The 24,731-nt window shown below is 41.3% G+C and carries 19 protein-coding genes; 12 read left to right on the top strand and 7 right to left on the bottom strand.

Translation table 11 applies throughout. The features are described 5' to 3' along the window. Position 1: 1 nt before the first annotated feature. The 4 genes from OQ5_RS0101655 to OQ5_RS24030 form a co-directional block, all read right to left on the bottom strand. Positions 2 to 622 carry an ATP synthase subunit E gene (locus OQ5_RS0101655; protein WP_016775822.1) on the bottom strand — a complete coding sequence of 207 codons (621 nt, stop codon included), beginning with the start codon at positions 620 to 622 and terminating at the stop codon, positions 2 to 4. 758 nt (positions 623 to 1,380) lie between these two features. Continuing rightward, the gene (locus OQ5_RS0101650; protein WP_016775821.1) at positions 1,381 to 2,862 is read right to left on the bottom strand and encodes a DUF4270 family protein; all 1,482 of its coding nucleotides are present in this window, start codon (positions 2,860 to 2,862) and stop codon (positions 1,381 to 1,383) included. A 324-nt stretch (positions 2,863 to 3,186) separates the two neighbouring features. Continuing rightward, the gene (locus OQ5_RS0101645; protein WP_016775819.1) at positions 3,187 to 3,987 is read right to left on the bottom strand and encodes a glycogen/starch synthase; all 801 of its coding nucleotides are present in this window, start codon (positions 3,985 to 3,987) and stop codon (positions 3,187 to 3,189) included. Between the two features lie 54 nt (positions 3,988 to 4,041). After that, positions 4,042 to 4,176, bottom strand: a complete 135-nt coding sequence (locus OQ5_RS24030; RefSeq protein WP_255297333.1) for a hypothetical protein — start codon at positions 4,174 to 4,176, stop codon at positions 4,042 to 4,044. Positions 4,177 to 4,535: 359 nt separating this feature from the next. Here OQ5_RS24030 and panC point away from each other — a divergent pair, with 359 nt between their 5' ends. The 3 genes from panC (at position 4,536) to radA (ending at position 7,305) form a co-directional block, all read left to right on the top strand. Then, positions 4,536 to 5,378 carry a pantoate--beta-alanine ligase gene (panC, locus tag OQ5_RS0101635; protein ID WP_016775817.1) on the top strand — a complete coding sequence of 281 codons (843 nt, stop codon included), beginning with the start codon at positions 4,536 to 4,538 and terminating at the stop codon, positions 5,376 to 5,378. Positions 5,379 to 5,386: 8 nt separating this feature from the next. Next, positions 5,387 to 5,737: an aspartate 1-decarboxylase gene (gene panD, locus OQ5_RS0101630; protein WP_010420679.1), complete on the top strand. Its 351-nt coding sequence runs from the start codon at positions 5,387 to 5,389 to the stop codon at positions 5,735 to 5,737. Between the two features lie 197 nt (positions 5,738 to 5,934). Then, positions 5,935 to 7,305 (top strand): DNA repair protein RadA, encoded by a 1,371-nt coding sequence (radA, locus tag OQ5_RS0101625; RefSeq protein ID WP_016775816.1) that lies wholly within the window; start codon positions 5,935 to 5,937, stop codon positions 7,303 to 7,305. A gap of 29 nt (positions 7,306 to 7,334) precedes the next feature. Here the strand turns inward: radA and OQ5_RS0101620 are convergent, their stop codons facing one another. Then, positions 7,335 to 9,686 carry a penicillin-binding protein 1A gene (locus OQ5_RS0101620; RefSeq protein ID WP_016775815.1) on the bottom strand — a complete coding sequence of 784 codons (2,352 nt, stop codon included), beginning with the start codon at positions 9,684 to 9,686 and terminating at the stop codon, positions 7,335 to 7,337. A 484-nt stretch (positions 9,687 to 10,170) separates the two neighbouring features. On the opposite strand from OQ5_RS0101620, the gene topA reads away from it, so the two are divergent. The 7 genes from topA to gldN are packed head-to-tail and all read left to right on the top strand — an operon-like array spanning position 10,171 to position 19,795. Next, a complete protein-coding gene (gene topA, locus OQ5_RS0101615; RefSeq protein WP_016775814.1) occupies positions 10,171 to 12,585 on the top strand; it encodes a type I DNA topoisomerase in 2,415 nt (804 codons plus the stop codon). Between the two features lie 4 nt (positions 12,586 to 12,589). Further along, entirely contained in the window at positions 12,590 to 13,762 is a 1,173-nt protein-coding gene (locus OQ5_RS0101610) for an arginase (protein ID WP_016775813.1), read from the top strand. A gap of 50 nt (positions 13,763 to 13,812) precedes the next feature. Next, positions 13,813 to 14,883, top strand: a complete 1,071-nt coding sequence (locus OQ5_RS0101605; RefSeq protein WP_016775812.1) for a PorP/SprF family type IX secretion system membrane protein — start codon at positions 13,813 to 13,815, stop codon at positions 14,881 to 14,883. 33 nt (positions 14,884 to 14,916) lie between these two features. After that, the gene (locus OQ5_RS0101600) at positions 14,917 to 16,245 is read left to right on the top strand and encodes a gliding motility-associated lipoprotein (RefSeq protein WP_016775811.1); all 1,329 of its coding nucleotides are present in this window, start codon (positions 14,917 to 14,919) and stop codon (positions 16,243 to 16,245) included. Between the two features lie 34 nt (positions 16,246 to 16,279). Beyond that, positions 16,280 to 17,251, top strand: a complete 972-nt coding sequence (gene gldL / locus OQ5_RS0101595; RefSeq protein WP_016775810.1) for a gliding motility protein GldL — start codon at positions 16,280 to 16,282, stop codon at positions 17,249 to 17,251. 39 nt (positions 17,252 to 17,290) lie between these two features. Continuing rightward, on the top strand, positions 17,291 to 18,844 hold the full coding sequence (gldM, locus tag OQ5_RS0101590) for a gliding motility protein GldM (RefSeq protein WP_082179441.1): 1,554 nt from the start codon (positions 17,291 to 17,293) through the stop codon (positions 18,842 to 18,844). 33 nt (positions 18,845 to 18,877) lie between these two features. Beyond that, entirely contained in the window at positions 18,878 to 19,795 is a 918-nt protein-coding gene (gene gldN, locus OQ5_RS0101585) for a gliding motility protein GldN (RefSeq protein WP_026055066.1), read from the top strand. Positions 19,796 to 19,877: 82 nt separating this feature from the next. Here gldN and OQ5_RS0101580 read toward each other — a convergent pair whose 3' ends face one another. After that, complete coding sequence (locus OQ5_RS0101580; protein ID WP_016775807.1) at positions 19,878 to 20,951, bottom strand: mannose-1-phosphate guanylyltransferase; 1,074 nt, start codon at positions 20,949 to 20,951, stop codon at positions 19,878 to 19,880. Positions 20,952 to 21,281: 330 nt separating this feature from the next. On the opposite strand from OQ5_RS0101580, the gene OQ5_RS0101575 reads away from it, so the two are divergent. Together OQ5_RS0101575 and OQ5_RS0101570 are read left to right on the top strand one after the other, a co-directional pair. Continuing rightward, complete coding sequence (locus OQ5_RS0101575) at positions 21,282 to 22,022, top strand: MlaE family ABC transporter permease (RefSeq protein ID WP_016775806.1); 741 nt, start codon at positions 21,282 to 21,284, stop codon at positions 22,020 to 22,022. Further along, positions 22,019 to 22,792, top strand: a complete 774-nt coding sequence (locus OQ5_RS0101570; protein ID WP_016775805.1) for an ABC transporter ATP-binding protein — start codon at positions 22,019 to 22,021, stop codon at positions 22,790 to 22,792. The genes OQ5_RS0101575 and OQ5_RS0101570 overlap by 4 nt, the downstream gene beginning before the upstream one ends. A gap of 40 nt (positions 22,793 to 22,832) precedes the next feature. On the opposite strand, the gene OQ5_RS0101565 is transcribed toward OQ5_RS0101570, so the two are convergent. Further along, positions 22,833 to 24,299 carry a S41 family peptidase gene (locus OQ5_RS0101565; protein ID WP_016775804.1) on the bottom strand — a complete coding sequence of 489 codons (1,467 nt, stop codon included), beginning with the start codon at positions 24,297 to 24,299 and terminating at the stop codon, positions 22,833 to 22,835. Between the last annotated feature and the right edge of the window lie 432 nt (positions 24,300 to 24,731).

Here is a 24,731-nt window from a genome sequence, read left to right as displayed (position 1 = left end):
TTTATTTCTTTTCTTTCTTTTTAAAGAGTAATTCGGTAGATTTTGGTCTCAGGTACGCTCTAAAGAAATTGTTGAAATCTTCATCGGTGAAGCTGATTACATACCCTCCGTCAGCAGGACCAATTTTAAAGCCCGATTTCAGATTTTTCGAGAAAGTGAGCTTAAGGCCTTTGTTCAGATGTTGAGCAAGCTGCTTTTGGAAATGTTCTTCCATTTTTTTCCGTTCCGATTCGGGCAGTATTACTTCCAGATCCATGCTTTCTTTTTTGATCCAGCCGTCAACGACTTTTACGATCAGGTCTCCAAGATATTTTTTGTCGGAAAATAATTCTTTGGTGGTGGGTTCGATGGCCTGCATGGTAACCAGATTGGTAATTTCCTGTTTGAGGGCAGCAACAGATTGTTCCAGAGCCATTTTCATTTCGGCTTCAACATGTTTTTTTGTGTCTGCGGCCTTTTTCTCAGCTTCGGAAACTTTTTGTTCTGCCTTATTCCGGGCCTCTTTTTCTATGGCCGAAGCTTTTTCTCTGGCCTCTTTTAGTATCTTATCGGCCTCTTCTTTGGCTTTCTGTACCCCTTCGTTGTAAATTTTTTCGGTAAGGTCCTGAAGTTTTTTTGTCATAGTTCCAGTTTTTATCGGGTAGAAACGACTTTTTAATCTGAATTTGTGGCTCTAAAATAAGTCTTTTGTAATTATCAAACAAAAATTCAGGGTTCAATCCGCATTTGGAATTGTTAAGAATTTGCATAAAAGGATAAAGATTATTTTTTTACTTTCCAGGGGATTACAAATGTTATCGGGATGCAGATATGTTTAATAACAGCATTTTGCCGGGACGTCATTTTTAGTGACTGAAACGGGCATGGCAAACATTACCATAAACGACTATTGAGCACGGTCAAAAAAGCATCTTTATTGCCAAACTCTGTGTTGTTTTAAATTTTGAGCCCTCATTAACAACGAGTTAACTCTGGTACAAAATTTTAAACGCCTTGATTTTTACAAAAATATGTTTTTTATACCGCACTCACTATTAGATTTTTAGATATAAAGATAAGAAACCATCAGGCTGAATGCAGAAGATAGGGCATGGAGCATAGAGCAAGGAGTAAAGTGAAAAGGGGAAGAGAATTGCAGAGTGGAAAATAGGTTTCTGAAAGTGACAGGCTGGGAGCATGAGGAATTAGATAATGTTCATTGGTTTAACCATTTGACCATCTATGGAGTCATGTTCTGTCTGAGAATGAGGGGAACCTCAAGGGCCCCTGTGTTTATAACAAAATTTTGCTGCTGAAAACAAAAAACGCTTTACGAGTTTTAAATCTGCAAAGCGTTTTTTATATTTTTAATAATTTTTAGTATTTTATTTTTGTTCCGAATTATTTTTTTGAAACTGAAACATACTTAACTCTTAAGTAAGGTACGGGGTTCTCTGAGTATGGATTGTTTTTCAGGACAAGCCTCCAGGGAAAAGTAGAGGTGTTGTATGGTGTGAGATAATATGGTCCTCTGAGTTCCGGCTTTTCAACCATCATACGGAAAGTCTCTCTACTCATACGGAACCTGTATTTACCTGTTTCTTCATTGTAGGTACCATCTTCAAATTCGGGTGACCAGTCTTCTTTATAGTTTTCTATGCCTTCGGCCTCTGCGGCTTCTTTACTCAGATAGTAGTATGGAGGGATTTCGAGTTCCCCGTCATCATTCATGATGTTCAGCGCGAGGGCCTGCGGGATAGGAGAGTAAAAGTCTTCATCACCGAGCTGAAGCGTTGTATCTGCTTCAAAGTAAATGTCTACAGCACTTATTCCGTGATATTGTGAACTATCATTATTCGTATTTGCGGATAACTTTTCTTCCCAGAATTCAAACAAACCCACTCCGGGTTCCAGTTCTACATCGTTAAAATCTACTTTTACATAGCTTCCTGCCATTCCCTGCACCACAAACTGTTCTGCGTCGGGGGTTGAAAATTCCACTTTCCCCTCGTGATCGTGGGTAAAACGGTTGATTCTGACGCATTCTTCGTTGATAGGGAACGTATAGGAGCTATGCATGGTTGTATCTACTTCATTTGTAACAGAATCTATTACATTGTAGGAATAGTACAGCCGCATGTTTGATTCGGAGGCCAGGATATTAATCCTGATAAGTGAGCCCGGGGTGTCCGAATCCAGTAATTCCGATTTCACAAATAATGCTCCGAAAGTATTCATAAATGTTTCGCGGGAATTCATTACATCTTCTGAGTAGTTAAAGACTTCTTCAGCAAGGTCGTTGTTTAGTTTTATCTGCCATTGGTGGATGTAATCCTCCTCTTCCCAAACCGAATCAGCCAAAGCATCCCAGCCACTGCTTATTCGTTCTCCAACAGGACTCGGGTCATATAGCCCTTCAACTTCCATATCCGAATAATAATCGGTTGAGTAGTTCAACGGTTCAGTGAACCGGTAAACCTGGACGGAATGGCGTGCATCTTTATCCCCAAGCCAGTAATTTTCACGGTAGGCAAGATTCAAAACCAAAGAGTCAACAAAATATTCATTCAGGGAGTCGGTTTTGTCTAACTCGCCAGTAAACTCTCCGATATTTACCTGTGTAATGAACGAAGCCTCGGTCTTTCCGGCATAAGGATCATCTACACTACCAATAATGGTATAATCCACATCGTCGGAACGGAGCCGTGTCGGATTTTCATTACTGACGGGCATATAAGCGATTTCATCGGCGCCTGAGAATAGTTCATCTTGTGGTAAAACATCCAAACCTAAGGTTCCTGTTTCGTTTTCGCATGAAACAAATACTGCAACCGGTACAATAAGAAAAGGTAATAAAAACCTAATTTTTAGTTTATTCAGCATAAAAATCCAATCAGTTTTGGCGTTCTAAAAAGTCACTATTAAAAATTATTCAATAGTTTGTTGATATTTGAAACCTGATTTATGAATAATACAGGTTAAAAGCTTTTATTGTTTTTTGGGTATGTTATTCCTTATTTCCTGCAAGTCTATACTACTTGGTGTCTCTTCATAAAGTACCATTTGTTGTGTTACGCTCGCAGCCAAATTACTTATTTACGATGAGTAAACTCCGTATTTTCGGACCTGGCAAATCTTGAAAATGACACTTTCTGAACAGGCACATGATCAGAAACAACTTTCGCGTAATTTATAGACGAGCACTAACTACAGGCTGTCGTAAAATTTGTTGTAAGCGTCAATATACTGATCTTCGGGTTGATATTCCAGAAAAGGTTTTCCCGACTGTTTTATATAATTCTCAATTTCAGGATTTATCTTTTCCGACCCCTGAATAATTCCGTCTGAATTATTAATGGCCAGTTTTGTAAGATTGATAAAATTGGCCGGGTTCAGTATTTTCAGATCAGTATCTTTTATTCCCTCAACTTTCGCCTTTTCTTTAATGCCCGGATTGAGCGCAGTCTTAAAGTCATCGTCAAAAACAGAATATACCACCCTGGCACCTGCAAAGTAAGGGTCTTCACTCATTGCTTTTTTGATATATAAAGGAGCAAGGGCAGTAAACCATCCCTGGCAATGTACTACATTGGGTGCCCATCTTAATTTTTTGGTTGTTTCGAGTACACCCCGGGCAAAAAAGATGATGCGTTCATCGTTATCATCAAATTCCTTGCCATCATCATCCGAGATGGTATTTTTTCTGGAAAAATAGTCTTCATTGTCGATGAAATAGACCTGCATCCTGGCCGCCTGAATGGAGGCCACCTTTATTATCAGCGGATGGTCGGTGTCATCTATAATCAGATTCATGCCCGAAAGACGAATGACTTCGTGCAGTTGGTTGCGTCTTTCGTTGATGTTACCAAAACGGGGCATAAAAGTTCTGATTTGTTTGCCCCTTTCCTGAATGCCCTGGGGAAGGTTTCTGCAAAGAGACGACATTGAATTTTCGGGCAGATAGGGTGTTATTTCCTGCGAGATGAATAGGACCTTGTTATTTTCCATTTTTCAAGGATATATTAAGATAAATATTCCACAAAAGTACAAAAAATCTGCAATCTAAACAAAGTTGAATATTTCCCTGGTATTTCTTTTGGGTTGATTATCAATGTTTCCATGAAATTGTTGTTGAATCATTCCGGAGATATTCTTGTGGAAAACCGCCTTATTGGTGAATGAATTTACGTTGATCATCCGTCTCATTTTGCCTCCGGGGAAGTTTTGTTGTCCCTTACAAGTGGATGTTATCCCTGATGCCTTGGGATAAGAAAATTTCTTTCCGTTATGAGAATTATTTTTTATTTTGCCGCGTTTTTTGAAAATTTGAGAATGATCAAGCAATGGCGTGAAATATTTTAATTGCCCGCAGTTAGGCAGTTATGAGTCTGCACCGAAAAGTTGTTTTTTGCCGGTTTAATGGTCAGGGAGATTCTTAATTACTTATAACCAATTAGTTAATTCAAACTCAAAAATTTTCGTACCTCGATTATGACAAAAACAGCTCTTTTAGTGCAGATTCAGCAGGCTAAAATTCTAATGATCTGTTAACTCTTATGGAAGTAGTAAAAACCAGGAATGAACTGGAGGAACGGTTGGCCGTTCTCAGAAAACCCGGGAAAAAGGTTGGATTTGTTCCGACGATGGGGGCGCTTCATGAAGGACATCTTTCCCTCGTAAGGAATGCCGGAAAAGTTAGCGACGTTGTTGTTGTAAGTATATTTGTAAATCCGACACAGTTTAATGATCCTTCTGATTTGGAACGATATCCCCGGAATCTGGAAGAAGATATTAAACTTCTGAAAACAACTCCCTGCGAGCTTCTTTTTGCGCCTTCGGTGAAGGAAATCTATCCCGAACCTGACAAACGGGTTTTCGATTTCGGTCATCTGGATAAAGTAATGGAAGGTAAACACCGTCCCGGACATTTTAACGGTGTAGCGCAGGTTGTGAGCCGACTTTTTGACATGGTTAAACCCGATAAGGCTTTTTTTGGTCAGAAAGACTTTCAACAACTTGTTATTATACGCGATTTAGTCAGACAGATGAATCTTGGAACGGAAGTTGTTGCATGTCCTGTAATCAGGGAGTCTGACGGACTGGCTATGAGTTCGCGAAACCGGCTTTTATCGGAAAAACACAGAAAAAGTGCCCCGATGATAGCCAAAACTTTATTTGAATCTTGTAATTTTGCAAAGAATAGTTCAGTTGCCGATACCGAAAAATTTGTCAGGGAGAGTATCGGCAGGAATAAGGACCTGAGACTGGAGTACTTTCAGATTGTTGACGGAAACACTTTGCAATCTGTTGACAGTTGGGAGGAAAGCAATTATATTGTTGGATGTATAGCAGTATTTGCTGGTGAAATCCGACTTATTGATAATATCGTTTACAAATAAGTGGAGTAATGAACATAGAGGTTGTAAAATCAAAATTACACAATGTTACGGTCACCGAAGCCAATCTTAATTATGTGGGTAGTATCACCATCGATGCCGAATTGATGGAAGCGGCCAACATTATTGAAAATGAAAAGGTACAGGTGGTCAACAACAACAACGGGGAACGTCTTGAAACTTATGTAATAAAAGGCGAGCCCGGTTCGGGAGTGATATGCTTAAACGGAGCTGCTGCACGCAAGGCAGCTGTGGGAGATACAGTCATAATTATAACCTATGCTTCTATGCCTGTTGAAGAGGCTAAAAAGTATAAACCGGTTTTTGTTTTTCCCGATACTGCTACAAATAAACTGGTATAGAGTGCAGGAATTTTATATTGTTAACGGACCCCGGTTTAGCCGGGGTTTTTTGTTGAATATTCTTCATAGCACAAACCACAACTCTCTTCTAATAAAAACTTTGCGTCATTGCGTCTCTGCGTTTAGGGTTTTTTTAACGGCTATTGCCGGAAACGGAATACAAAAAAGTTTAAGTTTGTATTAAAATCACCTCGACTATGGCCAAAAACAAAACTGTATTCGTTTGTCAGAATTGCGGTGCCGAATCGCCCAAATGGATGGGGAAATGCTATGCCTGTGGTGAATGGAACACTTTTGTAGAAGAAGTGGCCATTACAGGGAAAAACAAAGACAAGCGATTGTCGCTCACCTTTGGGAAAGAAAAGCAAAAGCCTGTCCCGGTTTCTTCTGTGTTTGTGGATGATGTACCCAGAATTGATACCCGCATAGAAGAGTTGAACCGGGTACTTGGAGGTGGACTGGTTCCCGGTTCTCTGGTTCTTTTGGGAGGTGAACCGGGCATCGGGAAGTCAACGCTTGTTTTGCAAATGGCTATGAAGCTCGATACCCGCAAAATACTTTATGTGTCGGGGGAGGAGAGTCCGCAGCAGATCAAGCTTCGGGCCGACCGGCTGAGTGATGTGAATGGTGACCATTGCCTGCTTGTGGGAGAAACATCTCTGGAGCAGACTGTGAACCATATCGAACATGAGGATCCAGGTCTGGTTATTATTGACAGTATTCAGACCATGGAACGGGAGACGCTTGAGTCGGCTCCCGGTAGCGTGTCGCAAATAAGGGAATGTACAGCATCTATTTTAAAAGTTGCCAAGGAGAAGAATATCCCTGTGTTGTTGATCGGGCATATCAATAAGGAGGGCAACCTTGCCGGGCCTAAAGTGCTTGAACACATTGTGGATGTGGTCTTGCAGTTTGAGGGTGACCGGCATTATATGTATCGTATTCTGAGAGCCGTAAAAAATCGCTTTGGTTCAACTTCTGAAATCGGCATATTCGAGATGCTGGGCGACGGCCTCAGGGAAGTCAGTAATCCCTCGGAAATGCTTTTGGCTCATCATGAAGAAGAGATGAGTGGCATTGCCATCGCTGCTGCGTTAGAGGGGATTCGTCCGTTTATGATCGAAGTTCAGGCCCTTGCCAGCACAGCAGCTTATGGTACACCACAACGGTCTTCAACCGGGTTTGATCTGCGTCGATTGAATATGTTGCTGGCTGTCCTGGAAAAACGTGCCGGATTTAAACTGGCAGCCAAAGATGTTTTCCTGAACATTGCCGGTGGTCTAAAAGTGAGCGACCCGGCCATTGACCTTGCGGTGGTTGCCTCTGTTTTGTCATCCAATACCGACCTGACCGTTCCGCGCGAGATTTGCCTGACCGGAGAAGTTGGCCTTTCCGGAGAAATCCGGCCGGTTACCCGCATCGAACAGCGCGTAAGTGAAGCTGAAAAACTGGGGTTTAAGTCTATTATTGTACCCAAATACAACCGCGGGGTCAGTTTTGAAAACTTCGATATTAAAGTTGTTCAGGCAGCAAAGATTGAAGAGGCATTCAGATTCTTGTTTTCCTGAGCTGCTTATTATACCATGCGAAGTTTTGATTAGAAAAATTCTTCTTCATAAATGGTTGTATCACCTCCTTCGAGTTGTTCTTCATTCGCGGGAATATGTTCATCGGGACATTCCAAATCGATATTGAAATTAGCAGGTTCTTCAAATGTGTCTTCAGGCGTAATGGGTATTTCTTCATCTTCATATACCTGTTTCATATACAGTGCCCAGATTGGCAAAGCTGTGTTGGCTCCCTGTCCGTAATAAAGATTGTCGAAATGGATGTCGCGGTCATCGCCGCCTACCCATACCCCGGATACGAGGTTGGGAGTGACCCCCATAAACCATCCGTCGGAATGATTTTGGGTGGTTCCGGTTTTGCCTCCTATCTGGGCTTCGAAATTGTACCTTAGCCTTAATCTGATGGCTGTTCCCTGATTGACAACTCCTTCCAGAAGATTAAGCATCAGAAAGGCCGCTTCTTCGCTTAACACTTCCTGTTTCCGGGGTGTAAAACTTGAAATGACATTCCCAAACCGGTCTTCAATGCGCGTTACCATCAAAGGGTCAACATGAACACCTTTATTGGCATAGGTGCAATAAGCAGAAACAATTTCATCGAGGCCGAACTCAGGCACACCCAGTACAATGGATGGTACAGGATCCATAGGACTTTCTATTCCAAGATCGTGAATTATATTGACAACTGCCTCAGGATTAAATTGTTTTAATATCCAGGCGGTAATATTGTTGTTGGAATTGGCGAGTCCCCATTTGAGCGAAACCATTTCACCGGCTCTGGCCGACCCTGAATTTCTGGGCGTCCATGTTTTACCGGTGGGAAGATGAAAAGTTTGCGGAATGTTGGGAACCATGTCGCAGGGAGTGAGCCCTTCCTGCATGGCCAGTGTGTAGACAAAAGGTTTAATTGTGGAACCTACCTGTCTTTTCCCCATGGAAACCATATCATATTTGAAATGCTCATAATTGGGGCCGCCGATATAAGCTTTTACGTGTCCTGATTGCGGGTCCATGGAGAGCAGGCTGGCCCTTAAGAACGACTTATAATAATGAATGGAATCCAGTGGACTCATGATGGTGTCAATATCGCCTTTCCATGAGAAAACCTCCATCTCTACCGGTATTTTAAAGATGGTCATTATGGAATCCCATTCAATACCCTTTTCCCGTAAATACCTGTATCGGTCGGAATTGCGAATGGAACGGTTGATGATGGATTCATATTGCTCCCGGGTAATATTTTTGGTGAATGGAGCCCGCGGCCGTCCTTTCTTTTCCCTGAAAAAGGTGGGCTGTAGCTCTTCACCCAGATGCTGCTTCATGGCTTCTTCTGCATATTGCTGAAGCCGGCTGTCTATGGTTGTATATATACGTAAGCCGTCTTTGTAAATATCGTATTTTGTTCCGTCAGCTTGCAGGTTTTTATTTACCCATCCAAAAAGAGGGTCTTCTATCCAGGCCGTACTGTCTTCTATGAATTGTTGCTCCTGCCAGGATGCGTAATTTTCTCTTTCCGGTTTTTCGGCTGTTAATACCAGACGAAGGTATTCGCGAAAGTAGGGTGCCAGACCATGGATGTGGTCATCTCTCTGAAAATTGATACTCAGCGGGAGCATCTTTAAACTGTCAAATTCTTCAGGTGCAATGTGACCGGCTTTTCTCATCTGTCCAAGTACCACATTTCGACGGGCCTGAGTAAGTTCCGGCCTGCGAATGGGGTTGTAAAGAGAAGGGTTTTTCAGCATACCGATTAAAGTGGCGGCTTCTTCAACCTGTATAGAATCCAGCGGTTTGCTGAAAAAAGTATGGGCTGCCGATTCAATACCATACGCTCCGTAAATGAACGGGGCTTTGTTCAAATACATCGTAAGAATTTCCTGTTTGGTATAACTGCGTTCCAGCTTTACGGCAATAACCCATTCTTTAAGTTTTTGCAGACTTCGCTGCCAGAGATTTCTGGCCGGATCGTGAAAAAGAAGTTTGGCAAGCTGTTGGGTAATGGTACTGCCACCGCCCGAACTCTTTTCTCCCATAATGATGGTGCGGAACAAAACCCTTCCCAATCCGCGGGCATCAATCCCCGAATGCCTGTAAAACCGAATGTCTTCGGTGGATATCAGCGCATTGATTACATGAGGGTTTAATTCATCATACGTAACATTGGTCCGATTTTCCCGAAAATATTTACCAAGCACTTCATGGTCGGAAGAATAAAGTATTGTGGCAAGATTTGTTTTGGGATTCTCAAGTTCTTCAAAACTTGGCATAAAGCCCAGTCCGCCAATTGAAATCAAAAAAAACAGCAGGATTGAAAAGCCTACCAGCCCCAAAAATAAGCCATAAAGCCAGCGAATATATTTTTGCAGAAGATTTTTTTCCATCAGAAGATATTGTTTAAACTTTGCATTTCCTAACGTTTATGGTGATGTTGTTATTACTTACCATGCAAAATTTGCTCCAAAGATTGAATTTGTAAAAATACAAAAAATAAGGAAACTAAAATCCCCGGATTCAAGTATGAAGTTAATGAGTCTCCTATGAAAAGAGTCATTCAGTTGTGGATTTATCTGCTTTGCAGGAGTAGTAAATCAGGTATAAATTGGCTTTGGAGAAAATAACTTGATTGCTGTTAACAATATTTTATAAATTTGTCCCCCCTCGATATAATATATAATGTAGAGCCCGGATGAGTAATTAGTGCGTGTCTGTTCAGAAAGTGTCATTTACAAGGCTTGCGAAGTCCGAAAATACGGAGTTTACTCATCGTAAATGAGTAATTTTCTGACGAGCGTAACACAGTAAATGACACTTTATGGACAAACACTAATTAAAATACAGAGGAGGGCAAAAATAAAACGATAAAAAATGGCGAAAAAAGAAAAGATGACAGAAGAGAATCTGGTTATTGTGGAATCGCCTGCAAAGGCCAAGACGATTGAGAAATTTTTAGGAAAGGATTTTTTGGTTAAATCCAGCTTCGGGCATATCAGGGATTTGGCAAAGAAGGATTTCGGAATTGATATCAACAACAACTATCAGCCGCAATACATAATTTCTGATGATAAAAAGGAAGTAGTAAAAGAGCTGAAATCTTTGGCAAAAAACTCTGGTACTGTCTGGCTGGCTTCCGATGAAGACCGTGAGGGAGAAGCCATAGCCTGGCATTTGAGTGAAGTTCTAAACCTTTCACCGGACAACACACGAAGAATTGTTTTTCATGAGATAACCAAAGATGCTATTCTTAGAGCGATAGAAAATCCCCGCAGCATAGATCATAATCTGGTTAACGCCCAACAGGCACGTCGTGTATTGGATCGCCTGGTGGGGTTTGAACTATCCCCGGTTCTTTGGAAAAAGGTGAAACCTTCACTTTCGGCCGGAAGGGTACAGTCTGTGGCTGTACGTCTGCTGGTAGAACGTGAACGGGAAATATTCGATTTCAAGGCCGAGTCTTCATTTAGGGTATCCGCTATTTTTTCAGTTGACGAAAATGGTAAACGAAGTGAGTTTAAAGCCGAGCTGAATCATCGTTTCAAAACTGCAGAAGAGGCTCGCGAATTTCTCGAGAGATGTATAAGTACTGAATTCAGGGTACGGTCTGTTATCCAAAAGCCTTCGGTGAAGTCGCCTGCAGCCCCTTTTACGACTTCAACATTGCAACAGGAAGCCGCACGAAAACTTGGATTTAGCGTTGGTCAAACCATGTCGGTTGCTCAGCGATTATATGAAGCCGGTAAAATTACTTATATGAGGACCGACTCTGTCAACCTCGCAAAGTCGGCCATTGGTTCGATTGTTTCATCCATCAAATCCGAAATGGGTGAGAAATATGTTAAAGTCAGGCAGTATAAAACAAAATCTAAAGGTGCCCAGGAAGCGCACGAGGCCATTCGGCCAACCTATCCCGACAGGGCTTCCGTTTCGGGAACATCTGCCGAGCAAAAACTTTATGACCTGATATATAAACGCACGCTGGCCTCACAAATGAGTGATGCCATCATCGAAAAGACAACGGTGAATATAGATGTTCCCGGACAGAAACATCAGTTTGTAGCAACAGGGGAAGTGGTGAAATTTGACGGTTTTCTGAAGGTTTATATAGAATCGACTGATCAGGAAGAAGACGAAGAGTCTGCTGCATTCCTTCCACCGATGAAAGAAAATGACCTTCTTAAAATGAAAAAACTGGAAGCCCGCCAAAGATTCTCTCAAAAACCGCCTCGTTACTCTGAGGCCAGTCTTGTGCGCAAGTTGGAAGAACTGGGAATTGGACGCCCGTCTACCTATGCACCTACCATCAGCACCATTCAGCAGCGTGGATACGTGGTTAAGGAGGACAGAACAGGTGAAAGGCGCAAATATCAGTATCTATGGATCGAAGGGGGGAAAGTTCAGCAGGAAGAAAAAACAGAGGTGGCCAATGCCGAACGGAACAAACTGTTTCCCACCGATATTGCTATGGTTGTAAACGACTTTCTCGTCAACTACTTTCCCAATATTGTGAGTTATGATTTTACCGCGCAGGTGGAACAGGAATTCGACGAAATTGCAATGGGTAAAGTAGAATGGCACAGAGCTATTGATGATTTTTACAAACCATTTCATCAGCAGGTAGAGGAAACCCTGGAGAAATCGGAACGCAAAACCGGAGAACGGATTCTGGGGACAGACCCCAAAACGGGGAAACAGGTCAGTGTTCGTATCGGCCGGTTTGGACCAATGGCACAGCTCGGTCGTTCTGATGACGAAGAAAAACCGCGCTATGCACCACTTACACGAGAACAACACATCGAAACCATAACTTTTGAAGAAGCACTGAAATTATTTGATCTTCCCCGGGAATTAGGTACTTATGAAAACAAGAAAGTGGTAGTCGGGGTTGGCCGGTTCGGACCTTACGTGAGACACGACGGGAAATTTGTTTCCCTGAAAAAGGGAATTGATGATCCTTTAACCATAGGTCTCGACCGTGCAATAGAACTGATTGAGGAGAAAAGAGAAAGAGACAATAAAAAAACCATTAAGACGTTTGAAGAAAACAAAGACCTGCAAATCCTTAATGGTCGTTGGGGGCCATACATCAGTTTTAAAAAGAAAAATTATAAAATCCCAAAGGATAAAGAAGCCTCTGCATTAAGCTATGAGGAGTGTCTTAAATTGATAGAAGAAGGATATAAAACTAAGAGAGAAAAGGGGAAAAGTAAGAAGAAACCGGGGACAAAATCAGGAAAACAGGCAAAGACCCGGACCAAAAAAATTAAAATACTTAACTTAAGTTAATGTTGTGGAGATAGTTCATTATCTGGAACCATTGAAAAAAACATGGGTTGCCTTTCCGGGAATTTCAAAAGAAGCGTCACTCGGGGGCCAGACAATATTTTTTAACGGAGAATCTGAATGGTTCGAAAATAATGAATTCGATGTTGCCATCATAGGCATACCTGAGGTAAGAAACAGCACACGCGCTTTACTCCCGGAGGTTCCTGCTCATGTGCGTACCTGGCTTTACGGAATGAGAAGTGTATCATCGGGTCTCACGATTGCCGATTTGGGAGATATAAAGGGCAACGGATTGAAAGACAGGTATTATGCATTGTCAGAGGTAATAAATTACCTCTATCTGAAAGGTGTTCCGGTTTTTCTGATTGGCGGGTCGCAGGACTTAACTTTGCCGGCAAGCAGGTTTTTAGATAAGAAGGAAGAAGATGGAAATATAGTTATTGTAGATGCCTTTTTGGATGTTGATCCTCAGAGACTTGATTTCTCATCTTCTGCCTATATTCACAAATTAACAGAAGAAACGGGAAATAAAATTGGTGATTTATCCGTTTTAGGTACTCAACTCTACTATTGCTCAAAGGAGCAGGAAGATTTTATGGATAAATTACATTTCCCGGTTGTTCGTTTAAAAGATTTACGGGCTGATAGAATCGATTACTTTGAGGTCTTTATCAGAAATGCATCTTTGCTAAGTTTTGACTTTGGTGCGCTTAAAGGTCAACCATCGCTTCCCCGTGGAGGGAAAATGCCAAACGGGTTTTCGGAGGCAGAAGCCTGCAGAATGTTATGGTATGCAGGGGCAAGTGATGTGTTGAAAGTTGCAGGACTCTTTGACATAAGCCTTGATAAAGAGGATGAAATGTCGCTAGTGACCGCTGCCCAGATGGTTTGGCATTTTCTGGAAGGATGTGGAGCCAAAGAAGGAGATTATCCTCTTAAACCCATTGAGGAGTACGAATTGAAAGCGATTTACCTTGAAGAATATGATGAAACCCTGAAGTTTTATCATAATCCGGGGAATGACCGATGGTGGATTAACGTGCCGGACACAAAGGGTGGTAAAATTGTTCCATGCCATGCAGATGACTATAAATTGGCATTAAATAAAGAGCTTCCGCAAATTTGGTGGCGACATTTTATCAGAATAGCCGGTAATCATGAAATTACCAAACAATAATTTCGAGTTTCTATATGAAAAACGAAACCTTTACCGGGGAAATATAGTATATGGACTTATTTAAAAGCACAAATAATATACGTTCTTTTAATAATTGCAAGGGCCTGTTTATTAGTTGTTTGGTTGTTTTGCGAATTTTGCTTTTAAAACAAGTAACCCCTGTTTTTAAGAAGACCGGAAGCGGGAGTGTTATTTTTTTTATTTTATTTTGCATATCATCCAACGCTTTTGCCCAGTTTGATCCAATGTTTAGCCAGAATATGTTCAACCTGCTGAATGGTAATCCGGGATATGCCGGCAGCAGCGGACAGATGAATGTGATAGTGGCAAACCGCAACCAGTGGACAGGACTGGAGGGAGCTCCGGTTACAACGGTAGCAGGCGCAGATGCAGCCCTTGATATTTTTGGGAAAAGAGCAGGCGTTGGTCTTGAAGTGATGAACGATAATATTGGATTGTTTTCCAATTTGTTTATTAAAGCCTCATTTGCAAGGCAATTCCTGCTTCCGGTGGGCAGATTGGGAGTTGGCTTATCGGCCGGAGTGATTAGTCAGAGTTTCGATGGTACCGGTGTGGTCATCCCGGAGAGTGATTATCACGAAGAAAATGATCCGCTAATACCTGCCGAAGAAGTAAGCGGATTTACACCGGATTTTGGCCTTGGAGCTTTTTTTCAGGGAGATAAGTTGTATGCCGGTGTGGGAATTCAGCATTTATTTGCGCCCGAACCAAACTTTCAGGAGGATTTTTACGTATACATCCATCGCTCCGTATTTTTAACCGGAGGGTATACCATTAGCCCCAACGAGCGCAGATATAACCTGAAGCCGTCATTTTACGCCCGGGTTGGAGGTGGAAGTTGGCAAATCGACTGGAATCTGAATGTTGATTTTAGAGATAAGTACTGGGCAGGAATTACTTATCGTTATCAGGATGCTATTGTATTAATGGGGGGATTGAAATTATCCAATGGCGTTTGGGCCGGATACAGTTACGATATTTCAACATCTGCTTTATCGAAAGCAGGGAGTAACGGTTCACACGAAATAGTTGTCGGTTACTCGTTCGATTTGAATATAAATAAGCAAAGCAAGAGATATAAAAGTGTAAGATTCTTATAATAAACAGGAACAAAATTGATTATCCGAAATACTATGAAGAAAGTAGTTACCCTAAGTATCATCGTCGTCACATTTTTATACGGATGTGGCAAATCCGGTGGAGGAGAACTCGTCGGTGTGTCACGGAAAGCGGCTTTTTATGAGCCCGATCCATACGGAATGATTTTTATTCCACAAGGCAGTTTTAATATGGGCCTTGCTGATGAGGACATGGCTTATACCATGAATTCACAGAAGCGGACGATATCGGTACCCTCGTTTTGGATGGACGAAACCGAGATTACCAACACAGAGTATCGCCAGTTTGTTTACTGGGTTCGCGATTCTATTGCCCGGCGTTTATTGGGTCAGCAATTTGAAGAATTTTTAATTGCTGAGGATGAATTCGGTAATCCCATCGATCCGCCTTATCTCAACTGGAGCGAACCAATTGAATGGGATGATGAGGAATATGCCCCCATTCTTGAAGAAATGTATCTTCCTGAAAACGAGCGTTTTTTCAGGAGAAAGGAGATCGATACAAGGAAGCTGGTGTACGACTACCAATGGGTTGATCTTCAACAGGCAGCTAAAAAAAGCAACCGGTATAATTTTGATACCAGGGAATATGAAGGGGTCGTTTTTGATCAGTATGGAGAGGAACGTGAAATCGATGACCGTTCTGCTTTTATCATGACCGATCAGGTTTTGGTTTATCCCGACACTCTGTGTTGGATTGCCGATTTTACTTATTCGTTTAACGAACCACTTACTGAAAAATATTTCTGGCATCCTGGTTTTGACGAATATCCGGTAGTCGGAGTGACCTGGAAACAAGCTACGGCATTTGCCATCTGGCGTACTCAATTATTAAATAATTATCTGGCCAGTAAAGGTGAGTCCGTGGTAATGAATTACCGCCTTCCCAGTGAAGCAGAATGGGAATATGCAGCACGTGGCGGACTGGATCAGAATAAATATCCATGGGGTGGCTATTATACCCGGAATAATCAGGGATGTTTCCTGGCCAACTTTAAACCATTGCGTGGCCGATATGGAGATGATGGCGGAATGTATACAATGGCAGTGGCCAATTTTGCACCAAATGATTTTGGTTTGTTTGACATGGCTGGCAACGTAGCCGAATGGACTTCAAGTGCGTATGATGAATCCGCTTATGGATTTATGCACGACATCAGTCCTACCTATAAATATAATGCGTTACCGGATGATCCGGAAGTTTTGAAAAGAAAAGTAATCCGTGGAGGGTCGTGGAAAGATATAGGGTACTTTTTGCAGAATGGTGCACGCACTTATGAATATCAGGATTCTGCAAAATCTTATATCGGATTCCGTTGTGTTCGTGATTATATAGGAAGTTAAGTTTTAAAGGTTTGGAAAAGAAAAATTAGTTTCTATGGGTCTTTCAGAATTTGTCCAGAGTCCTGCCTATAAAAAGTTTATGGCCAAAGTATACGGATGGGGTGCCTCATTAGTATTGTTGGGTGCCTTGTTCAAGATTCAGCATTATCCAATGGCAGGCCTTATGCTGAATATTGGAATGGGAACGGAAGTTATTATCTTCTTCCTTTCGGCATTCGAACCTCCACATGAAATGCCGGATTGGAGTATCGTATATCCGGAGTTGGTAGGGTTGGAGCCCAAAGAGGACCGTCGTCGTGGTGGCGGAGGTTCCGGGGGAAGTGATCTTGCAGCTCTGATCGAAAGTGGTGCGCTGGAACCGGAAGTGGTTGAAAAATTGGGAGAAGGAATCCGGAAATTAACGGCAACAACCGGGCAATTATCAGACCTGAGCGATGCTTCATTAGCCACTGAAAGTTATCTTCAAAGTATGAAGATGGCTTCCGAATCGGTCAATAAATTATCCAATTCTCAATCTAAAAGCATTCGCGAGATTGATAATTTGAGTCAAAGTTACAGTACAGCAGCCCAACAAGTAGCTGAAGGGGGAAAGCAGCTTGCCGAGCATATGACAGCAGCAGGAAACACTATTGTCAGGGATATTGAAGAATCGGGTAAAGAGCTGGTTTCATCCTACAGAAACTTTAGCCAAACCATTAATGAAAATGCAGGTCAGGTTACCGGGAATGCTGAAAATTATAATCAGCAGCTTGCTGAGGCCAATAAACAATTAACTGCTATAAACTCGGTTTATGAAATGCAGTTGAAAAGCTTCTCTGCTCAGATGGAAGCATCAAAAAACGTTACAGAGAAATTGGGAGCCATTCATGAGCAATTCGATAAATCGGTCGATGATGCAAAGGCCTATAAAGAAGAATTGAGCAAATTGAACCAGTCCGTTTCAGAATTAAATACCATTTATGGGAATATGCTCAGTGCTATGAATATGGGGAGCAACTCAAAATAACACAGGAAGTATTAACTAACCTAAAGACATTGTATTGATATGAGTGGTGGTAACTGTCCTGAAACGCCGAGACAAAAGATGATCGGAATGATGTATCTTATGCTCACGGCTATGTTGGCTCTCAATGTTTCCGGAGAATTGCTTCAGGCATTTGAGCTTGTCGACAAGAGTATCAGGAAAACCATCGAAACGATGGAAAAGAAGAATAGTCTTGCTTATGCCGAATTTCAAAGTGCCTATGCAACAAATGAAGCCAAGGTAAGAGATAAATATTTCGATGCTTTAAAAGTAAAGGAAGAAGCCGATAGTCTCTATAAACATATTGAAGACTTAAAATATGAAATTGTTCAGGCTGCCGATGGGGAAGAAGCTACCCCCTACAACTATGAATCCATAGATAATCAGGATGTGGCAGCCCAAATTATGATTACCGAAAGAGGCGGAGAACGGAGTGAAAAGCTGAAGGAACATTTTATACATTTCAGGGACGTGTTGAAATCAATGATAGACGAAGAGGATACGACATTGTTAAACTCTCTTGACCGGACATTAACACCTCATGATCCTCCAAAAGAGGAGGGAGTTGAAAAAAGTTGGGAAAGTGAAAAGTTCGAGCATGTACCATTGGCCGCCAGTATGGCCATGATGAGCCAGCTGCAGAGTGAAGTTAGAAATATGGAGTCGGATGTAGTGCGGTATTTGTATGCAAAAATTGATGAAGGATCCTTTGCTTTTAACAGTATAGAAGCCATTGTTGTTCCGCGTTCGGAATATGTGATGCGCGGCGATAATTATTATGCTGAAATAATGCTTGCTGCGCGGGACACTACCCAACCACCGGTTGTTACAGTGAATGGTGAAACCCTTCCCATCAAAAACGGACGTGGCATTTATGAGGTTCCAGCCACCTCGACAGGAGAAAAACAATGGAGCGGTGAGATTGCTATTGTAGGACCCGATGGAACATTAACACGCAGGGAAGTTAGTGGTTCGTATATTGTTTCCGAACCCGGGGTTGTCATTTCTCCCACTAAAATGAATGTTTTCTATATTGGGGTTGATAATCCGGTTGAGGTTTCTGCTCCGGGTATTCCCAGTGAGAGACTGGATGTCAGGATTACCAACGGTAGAATGAGGAAAGTATCCGGCAACCAGTATATCGTAAACCCCAATTCCAATGCTATTGGCAAAAAATGTATCGTTTCGGTCAGGGCAAATGTTGACGGGAAGGTTCAGAACCTTGGTAGCCAGGAGTTCCGTGTTAAGCGTGTGCCTGATCCGGTTGCCACAGTTGCCGGAATGAGAGGCGGCCGAATAGATAAGGCATTGCTAAAAGCTCAGGAAATTGTAGTTGCTGAAATGGATAATTTTGATTTTGACCTGAAATTTAATGTTGTCAGTTTCACAGTCAGTACCATCCGAAGCGGATATCTGCAATTTAAGGACAGTGAAAGTGCTGTTATTACAACAGACCAGAAGGATCTGATTGATAATTCTTCGCCCGGAAGTGTGGTGATGTTTAATAATATCAAAGCCAAAGGACCCGATGGTTCAGTTCGCGATTTGGGTTCAATTAACTTTACTTTGAGATAGAATAAAATTTTGAATGGTATAAATTTCTTTATGATGAGAAAGCAACTTCTTTTATTAATGGTGATAGGTCTTCTGGGGATCCTCGGTTCTAACCTTACTGCACAGGAACAAGAACCCGTAGCAGAAGACAATCTTCCTATTGACGGCCTGTTTGAACGAAAACACGTTAAAAACCGGAAGCCAATTCCTTACCCTAGTATAAGGGAAGCCGATGTTCTGTGGTCGAAAAAGGTATGGAGAATAATTGATTTAAGGGAAAAAATGAATCTCCCTTTATATTATCCTACCACACCAATGGATGGTCGCTACAGTCTTATAGATTTGTTGTTGAAAGGTGTTGTTGGTGATGATCCGAACGATGGAAAGTTAGGCGAATTAACAGCTTATTCGCCTGATGCCAACGATGAATTCAAAGTTGTAATGGACGATGAAGGTGAGATTCTCAAGAGGTTGGGAGCCGGTCCCGAAACAGTGGTGGTTACCCAGGCTGACGGGACACAAGTAGAACAGGAAGTGGTTCAGGGAGCACGGACACACGAGGTGAAACAGGTTATGGTTAAAGAAATTTGGTATTTCGACAGAAACTATTCACGTCTGGATGTTCGAATTCTGGGGCTTTGTCCCATCAGAGAATATGTTGATGAAGACTTTGAAGGCGCAGAAGGTATAGAAGGAGGTGTTGTTAAGCAGATGGTATTCTGGGTTTATTTCCCTGAGGCTCGGGAATTGTTGGCTCAGCACGAAGTTTTTAACCCACGAAATGATACGCAAAGAAGGAGCTTTGATGACATTTTCATCAAACGGTATTTTGGCAGTTATATAGCCCAGGAAGCTAATGTTTATGATAACAGGGGCATTCAGGAATATACGGTTGGTAAAGAAGCGATACTGGAGTCCAAAAGAATTGAAAACGAAATATTCCAGTGGGAACAAGATTTATGGGAGTTTTAGGGCATTAATTGTTTTATCTCATCATACGTCAAAAGGGGGCTGCTGCTGAATTGCAACAGCCCCCTTTTGATTAAAGCGGTAATTATTCTTTACCGAACTCTGCTTTTATGTCGCTGGTAAATTGGCGTATCTGTTGCTCGTTTTGTTTCGGGCATATCAACAACGCATCACCGGAATCTACAACTATATAGTCGGTCAGACCTTGAATAACCGCCACTTTACCGGAAGGGACATTAACAATTGAACCATTTGTATCGTAAAGAAGAACTTGTCCGCTGATGATGGCGTTTCCTTCCTTATCCTGAGCAGAATATTCATACAGTGAAGACCAGGTTCCAAGATCAGACCATCCGAAATTAACTGTTTGAACATATACATTTTCTGCCTTTTCCATTATACCATAGTCGATGGAAATGTTTTTGCATTCGGCATATACATCTTCAATTTTTTTCATATCGAACGCCGGAGATGCTTCAAGGGGATCAAACAATTGTTTTACATCTTTTAAATAAAGGTCGAACGCGCTATTAATGGATTTTAACGACCAGAGAAAGATGCCCGAGTTCCAGAAAAATTCTCCGCTCTCAAAAAATACTCTGGCCAGTTCTGCATTGGGTTTTTCAGTAAAGGTTTTAACTTTTTTGAAGTTGCTGTTATCGTCATCGTTGGTTCCTGCCTGGATATACCCATACCCGGTTTCCGGGCGATGTGGTTTTATCCCCAGTGTCAGGAGTGCGTCGTTTTGGCTGACAAAATCAATTCCATTCTCGATTGCTTGTCGAAACTCAGATTCGTTAATGATTAGATGATCGGCAGGAGTGACAACAATATTGGCATCAGGATTTCTCTCTTCAATCCATTTGTTTGCAAAGGCAATACATGGGGCAGTATTTCTTCTGAAAGGCTCTGATAATACCTGTTCGGGTTTTAGTTCCGGAATATGTTCCAGAACCATATCGCTGTAATCACCACTGGTTACTACAATGATGTTTTCATTTGGGCATAAAGGTGCGAACCGCTCATAGGTTTGGCGGATAAGACTCTTTCCTGTACCCAGGATATCGAGGAACTGCTTTGGTGTACTGGTTTTACTTAGTGGCCAGAAACGACTGCCTATGCCACCTGCCATTATGACACAATAAGTGTTGTTTTTCATCTTTTATTATTTTAATATGTATTACAATAGTGTTTAATCTTACAAAAAATGAGTGTTTTCGCTGAATCTGACTTGCATAAAGTATGCCGTTTATTTTTCTTTTTCAACATTAACTTTTGCACTAAAAACAAGGTATTAAATAAAGCATGAAATAGCTTACCGAATATGCTTCATTTTAAGCATTAGACAACACCAGGGTATTTTTATGTTGAAATTTATATGTATTTTTCGGCGGTATCTGAGTTAGGATAACTTAGCTCACGGAATAATCTGGTTAAATTTTGTTTTGTACCACTAATTTAGTTACTATTTTTAGAAAAAAATTTTGCGATGACTTTTTTGTTTCATACGGGCCGGTATTTTATGTTTTTAGGCCGGGTTTTTGGTAAACCCGTTAAGCCCGGCATATTTATGCGGCAAATCATCGATGAAATTGATGATTTGGGAATTGGCTCTTTGGGGATAGTAGCCATTATTTCTGTTTTTATTGGAGCTGTCATTACTTTGCAAACCGCTTACAATATCGAACTGCCCATCATCCCCAGATATACGGTGGGAGTGGCAGCCCGTGATACTATCCTTCTGGAATTTTCTTCCACAATTGTATCTCTTATACTTGCCGGCAAGGTAGGGTCGCATATTGCTTCGGAAATAGGAACTATGCGTGTTACAGAACAGATTGATGCATTAGATGTAATGGGAATTAATTCGGCCAGTTATCTGGTCTTTCCGAAGGTGGTGGCAATGGTATTTATCAATCCGTTTCTTGTAATGATTAGTATGGGAATAGGTATTTTTGGCGGATGGGCTGCAGGTGAGTTTACAGGGGTTGTTCCTTCGGCAGAGTATATTTACGGTATTCAATATGCTTTTATCCCTTTTTATATTGTTTACTCTTTAATTAAGTCGGTCGTTTTCGGATTCCTGATAGCGACCATTTCCGGCTATTGGGGATATTATACTTCCGGAGGCTCTCTTGAAGTGGGGCGTTGCAGTACCAGAGCTGTTGTTGTAAGCAGTATTCAGATTTTGTTATTTAACCTCATTCTTACTCAAATGTTGCTGGCATGATCGAAGTCAAAAATGTATTTAAATCGTTTGAAGGAGCAGAAGTATTGAAAAACGTATCGGCTTTGTTCGAGCCTGGAAAAGTAAATTTGATAATAGGGAGAAGCGGTTCCGGGAAAACAGTGCTGCTTAAATCTATCGTGGGACTGCACGAGATAGATCGGGGTGAGATCATCTATGATGGTCGTGACTTTTCGGGAATGTCCGAGAAAAACAGAAAGGATATTCGAAAAGAGATGGGTATGCTGTTTCAGGGGTCGGCACTGTTTGACTCCAAGACTGTAGGAGAAAATGTAAGATTTCCGCTTGATGTTTTTTCAGATATGTCGGCCTCGGAAAAAGACGACCGGGTCAATTTTTGCCTCAACAGAGTTAACCTGGAAAATGTTAATGAACTCTTTCCTTCGGAGTTGAGTGGTGGAATGCAGAAAAGAGTTGCTATTGCAAGAGCTATTTCTCTCAATCCTAAATACCTGTTTTGTGATGAGCCAAACTCTGGTCTTGACCCCAGAACGGCTATTGTTATTGATGAGCTGATCTATGAGATTACCAAGGAATATAACATGACAACCATCGTTAACACGCACGACATGAATTCAGTGATGGGAATAGGTGAAAAGGTTGTTTTCATATCGGAGGGTGAAAAGTGTTGGGAAGGGACAAAAGAAAACATACTAACTTCAGATAATTCAAGATTGAACGAATTTATTTATGCCTCCCGGTTTTTGAAACAGATGCGGGAGGAATTCTCAAAAACAAAGGGGGAGAACTAACCTGTTTTGAGCGAGCATTGTATGTTCGTTTCAAAACGTTTTATTTCATCCATCCGGGTTTATCTATCCACATTCTGGACCTTCCCGGATAAAGGTTATTTCTGAGCCGGTATGATTCGACAGGCTTCGGTGAGGCTGATTTTAAACCATTCACAAAATCTTCATAAATGAACGGTTCACCGGTAATCAGAGAAATGGCCTTTGCCATGAACAACTCATCCGGATCACCCAACTGATATTTGTTGGGCATCAGATAAAATAGGTCGTCAAGAATGTGGTCGGGGGGAAGACCCTTAGAATAATCAATACTGTTTGTAGCGTTAATTGACCTTAGTATAATAGGCTGGATTGCCCAATTATGTTTTTTCTCTTCTCTGTCCCAAAATGTAGCAGAAGCATAATATTTTCCATGAGTGGTTTCACCAATCTGAATAACATCCATATAGGGCTCAAGTCCGTAAATAACCATTTCGCTTGCCGATGCAGTTGATGGAGTTGTCAGGACGTAGAACTTGTCTATGTTAAGGTTATTTGAATTTTGTTCAAACTTTATCAAGAAGTCATCTGGCTCATAGTCGGGTTCTCTTTTGAAAGCTACAGTTAGCAAATCGTTATATACTTCTTCAATAAAGGTTTCTCCAACGTTCCCGGGTGGGACCAGTATGTCACCGATTAAGGCGGCAGTTGAAACTGATCCTCCACCATTGTATCTGAGGTCAACTACCAGATCGGTTATGCCTGCACTTTTAAAATGACTAAAAGTGTTGACCAATGCTGTGTCGTAATTGGACACAAAAGAAGAATACGCAAGGTATCCAATTTTATGATCAAGAGTATCAATTATGGTGGACTCGATAACAGGGTGAAGATTGATCTCTTCTGCCACCATTGGTATTTCATCAGGAAGTTCTATTATTTCAATATCACCATCTTCATTTGTTTGGATTTCTGCCAAAGTTATATCAAAAATATCACGACTAAGTAAATCCGAGTAATTTTGATCCGTCATGATTTGACCGTCAATCCGGTAAATCATATCACCACGTTCTAATCCGGCTTCACTGGCAGGAGAATTTCTGTGTACATATTCGATAAAAGCAATTACCTGATTGCTGCCTTGCTCTAAATACATCGGCATTAAAGAGTAGCCTGTGCTTTTCTGTATCCCGGAGAAGTAGTTCATTAGCCCTTCATAATCATCTGTTATAAAGGACCATTTATCATCTGGTTCTTTAAGTAGCTTATAGAAATATTCTTCTGAATCTTCTTCTTTTTTAGGATCTAAATCAGGCATTTCTTCATTCCAAAAGTAGTAGAATGACATATTTTCATCGATGAAATTATTGATCATCAATGTTTGTGCATCTAATTCTTGTGTTTCTGTGTCTGACTCAGTATCTGATGTTGTTGGATCAGTTATTTCATCCTCATCGGAGCAATTGGTCATTAGCGGAAAAATAAGAACCGCTATCAGCAGATGCTTTAAAATTAGGGTTTTGTCTTTCATATCATTTATTGTTTAAATAGTGTCTGCCCATAAAGTACCATTTGCTGCGTTACGCTTGTCAGAAAATTACTCATTTACCATGAGTAAACTCCGTATTTTCGGACTTCGCAAGCCTTGCAACTGGCACTTTCTGAACAGACACACATATTGTGAAAATTTTTGCGAGTTTAAAGGTACAGTACTTAGTTAAACTTTTACAAATGTCTGATGATTAATTGTTTGCACCATTAATAATACAAGCCATAACTCGCTTACTAATAAAAACTTTGCCTCCTTGCGTCTTTGCGTTCAGGTTTTTTTAAGGACTATTGAATGAACTCAACAAAAATAACCTGTTTTTTCTTCAAAGATAATGATATTTTTAATCTTATTGTAGACCAATAAGTCTGCTCCTGAAATACTTGACATTTTTTCACAAAAAACAGGCTGTTG

The sequence above is a fragment of the Anaerophaga thermohalophila str. Valhall genome (assembly GCF_000250735.1).
Classification (GTDB): Bacteria; Bacteroidota; Bacteroidia; order Bacteroidales; family Marinilabiliaceae; genus Anaerophaga; species Anaerophaga thermohalophila_A.
This window is presented reverse-complemented; position numbering and strand designations above follow the sequence as displayed.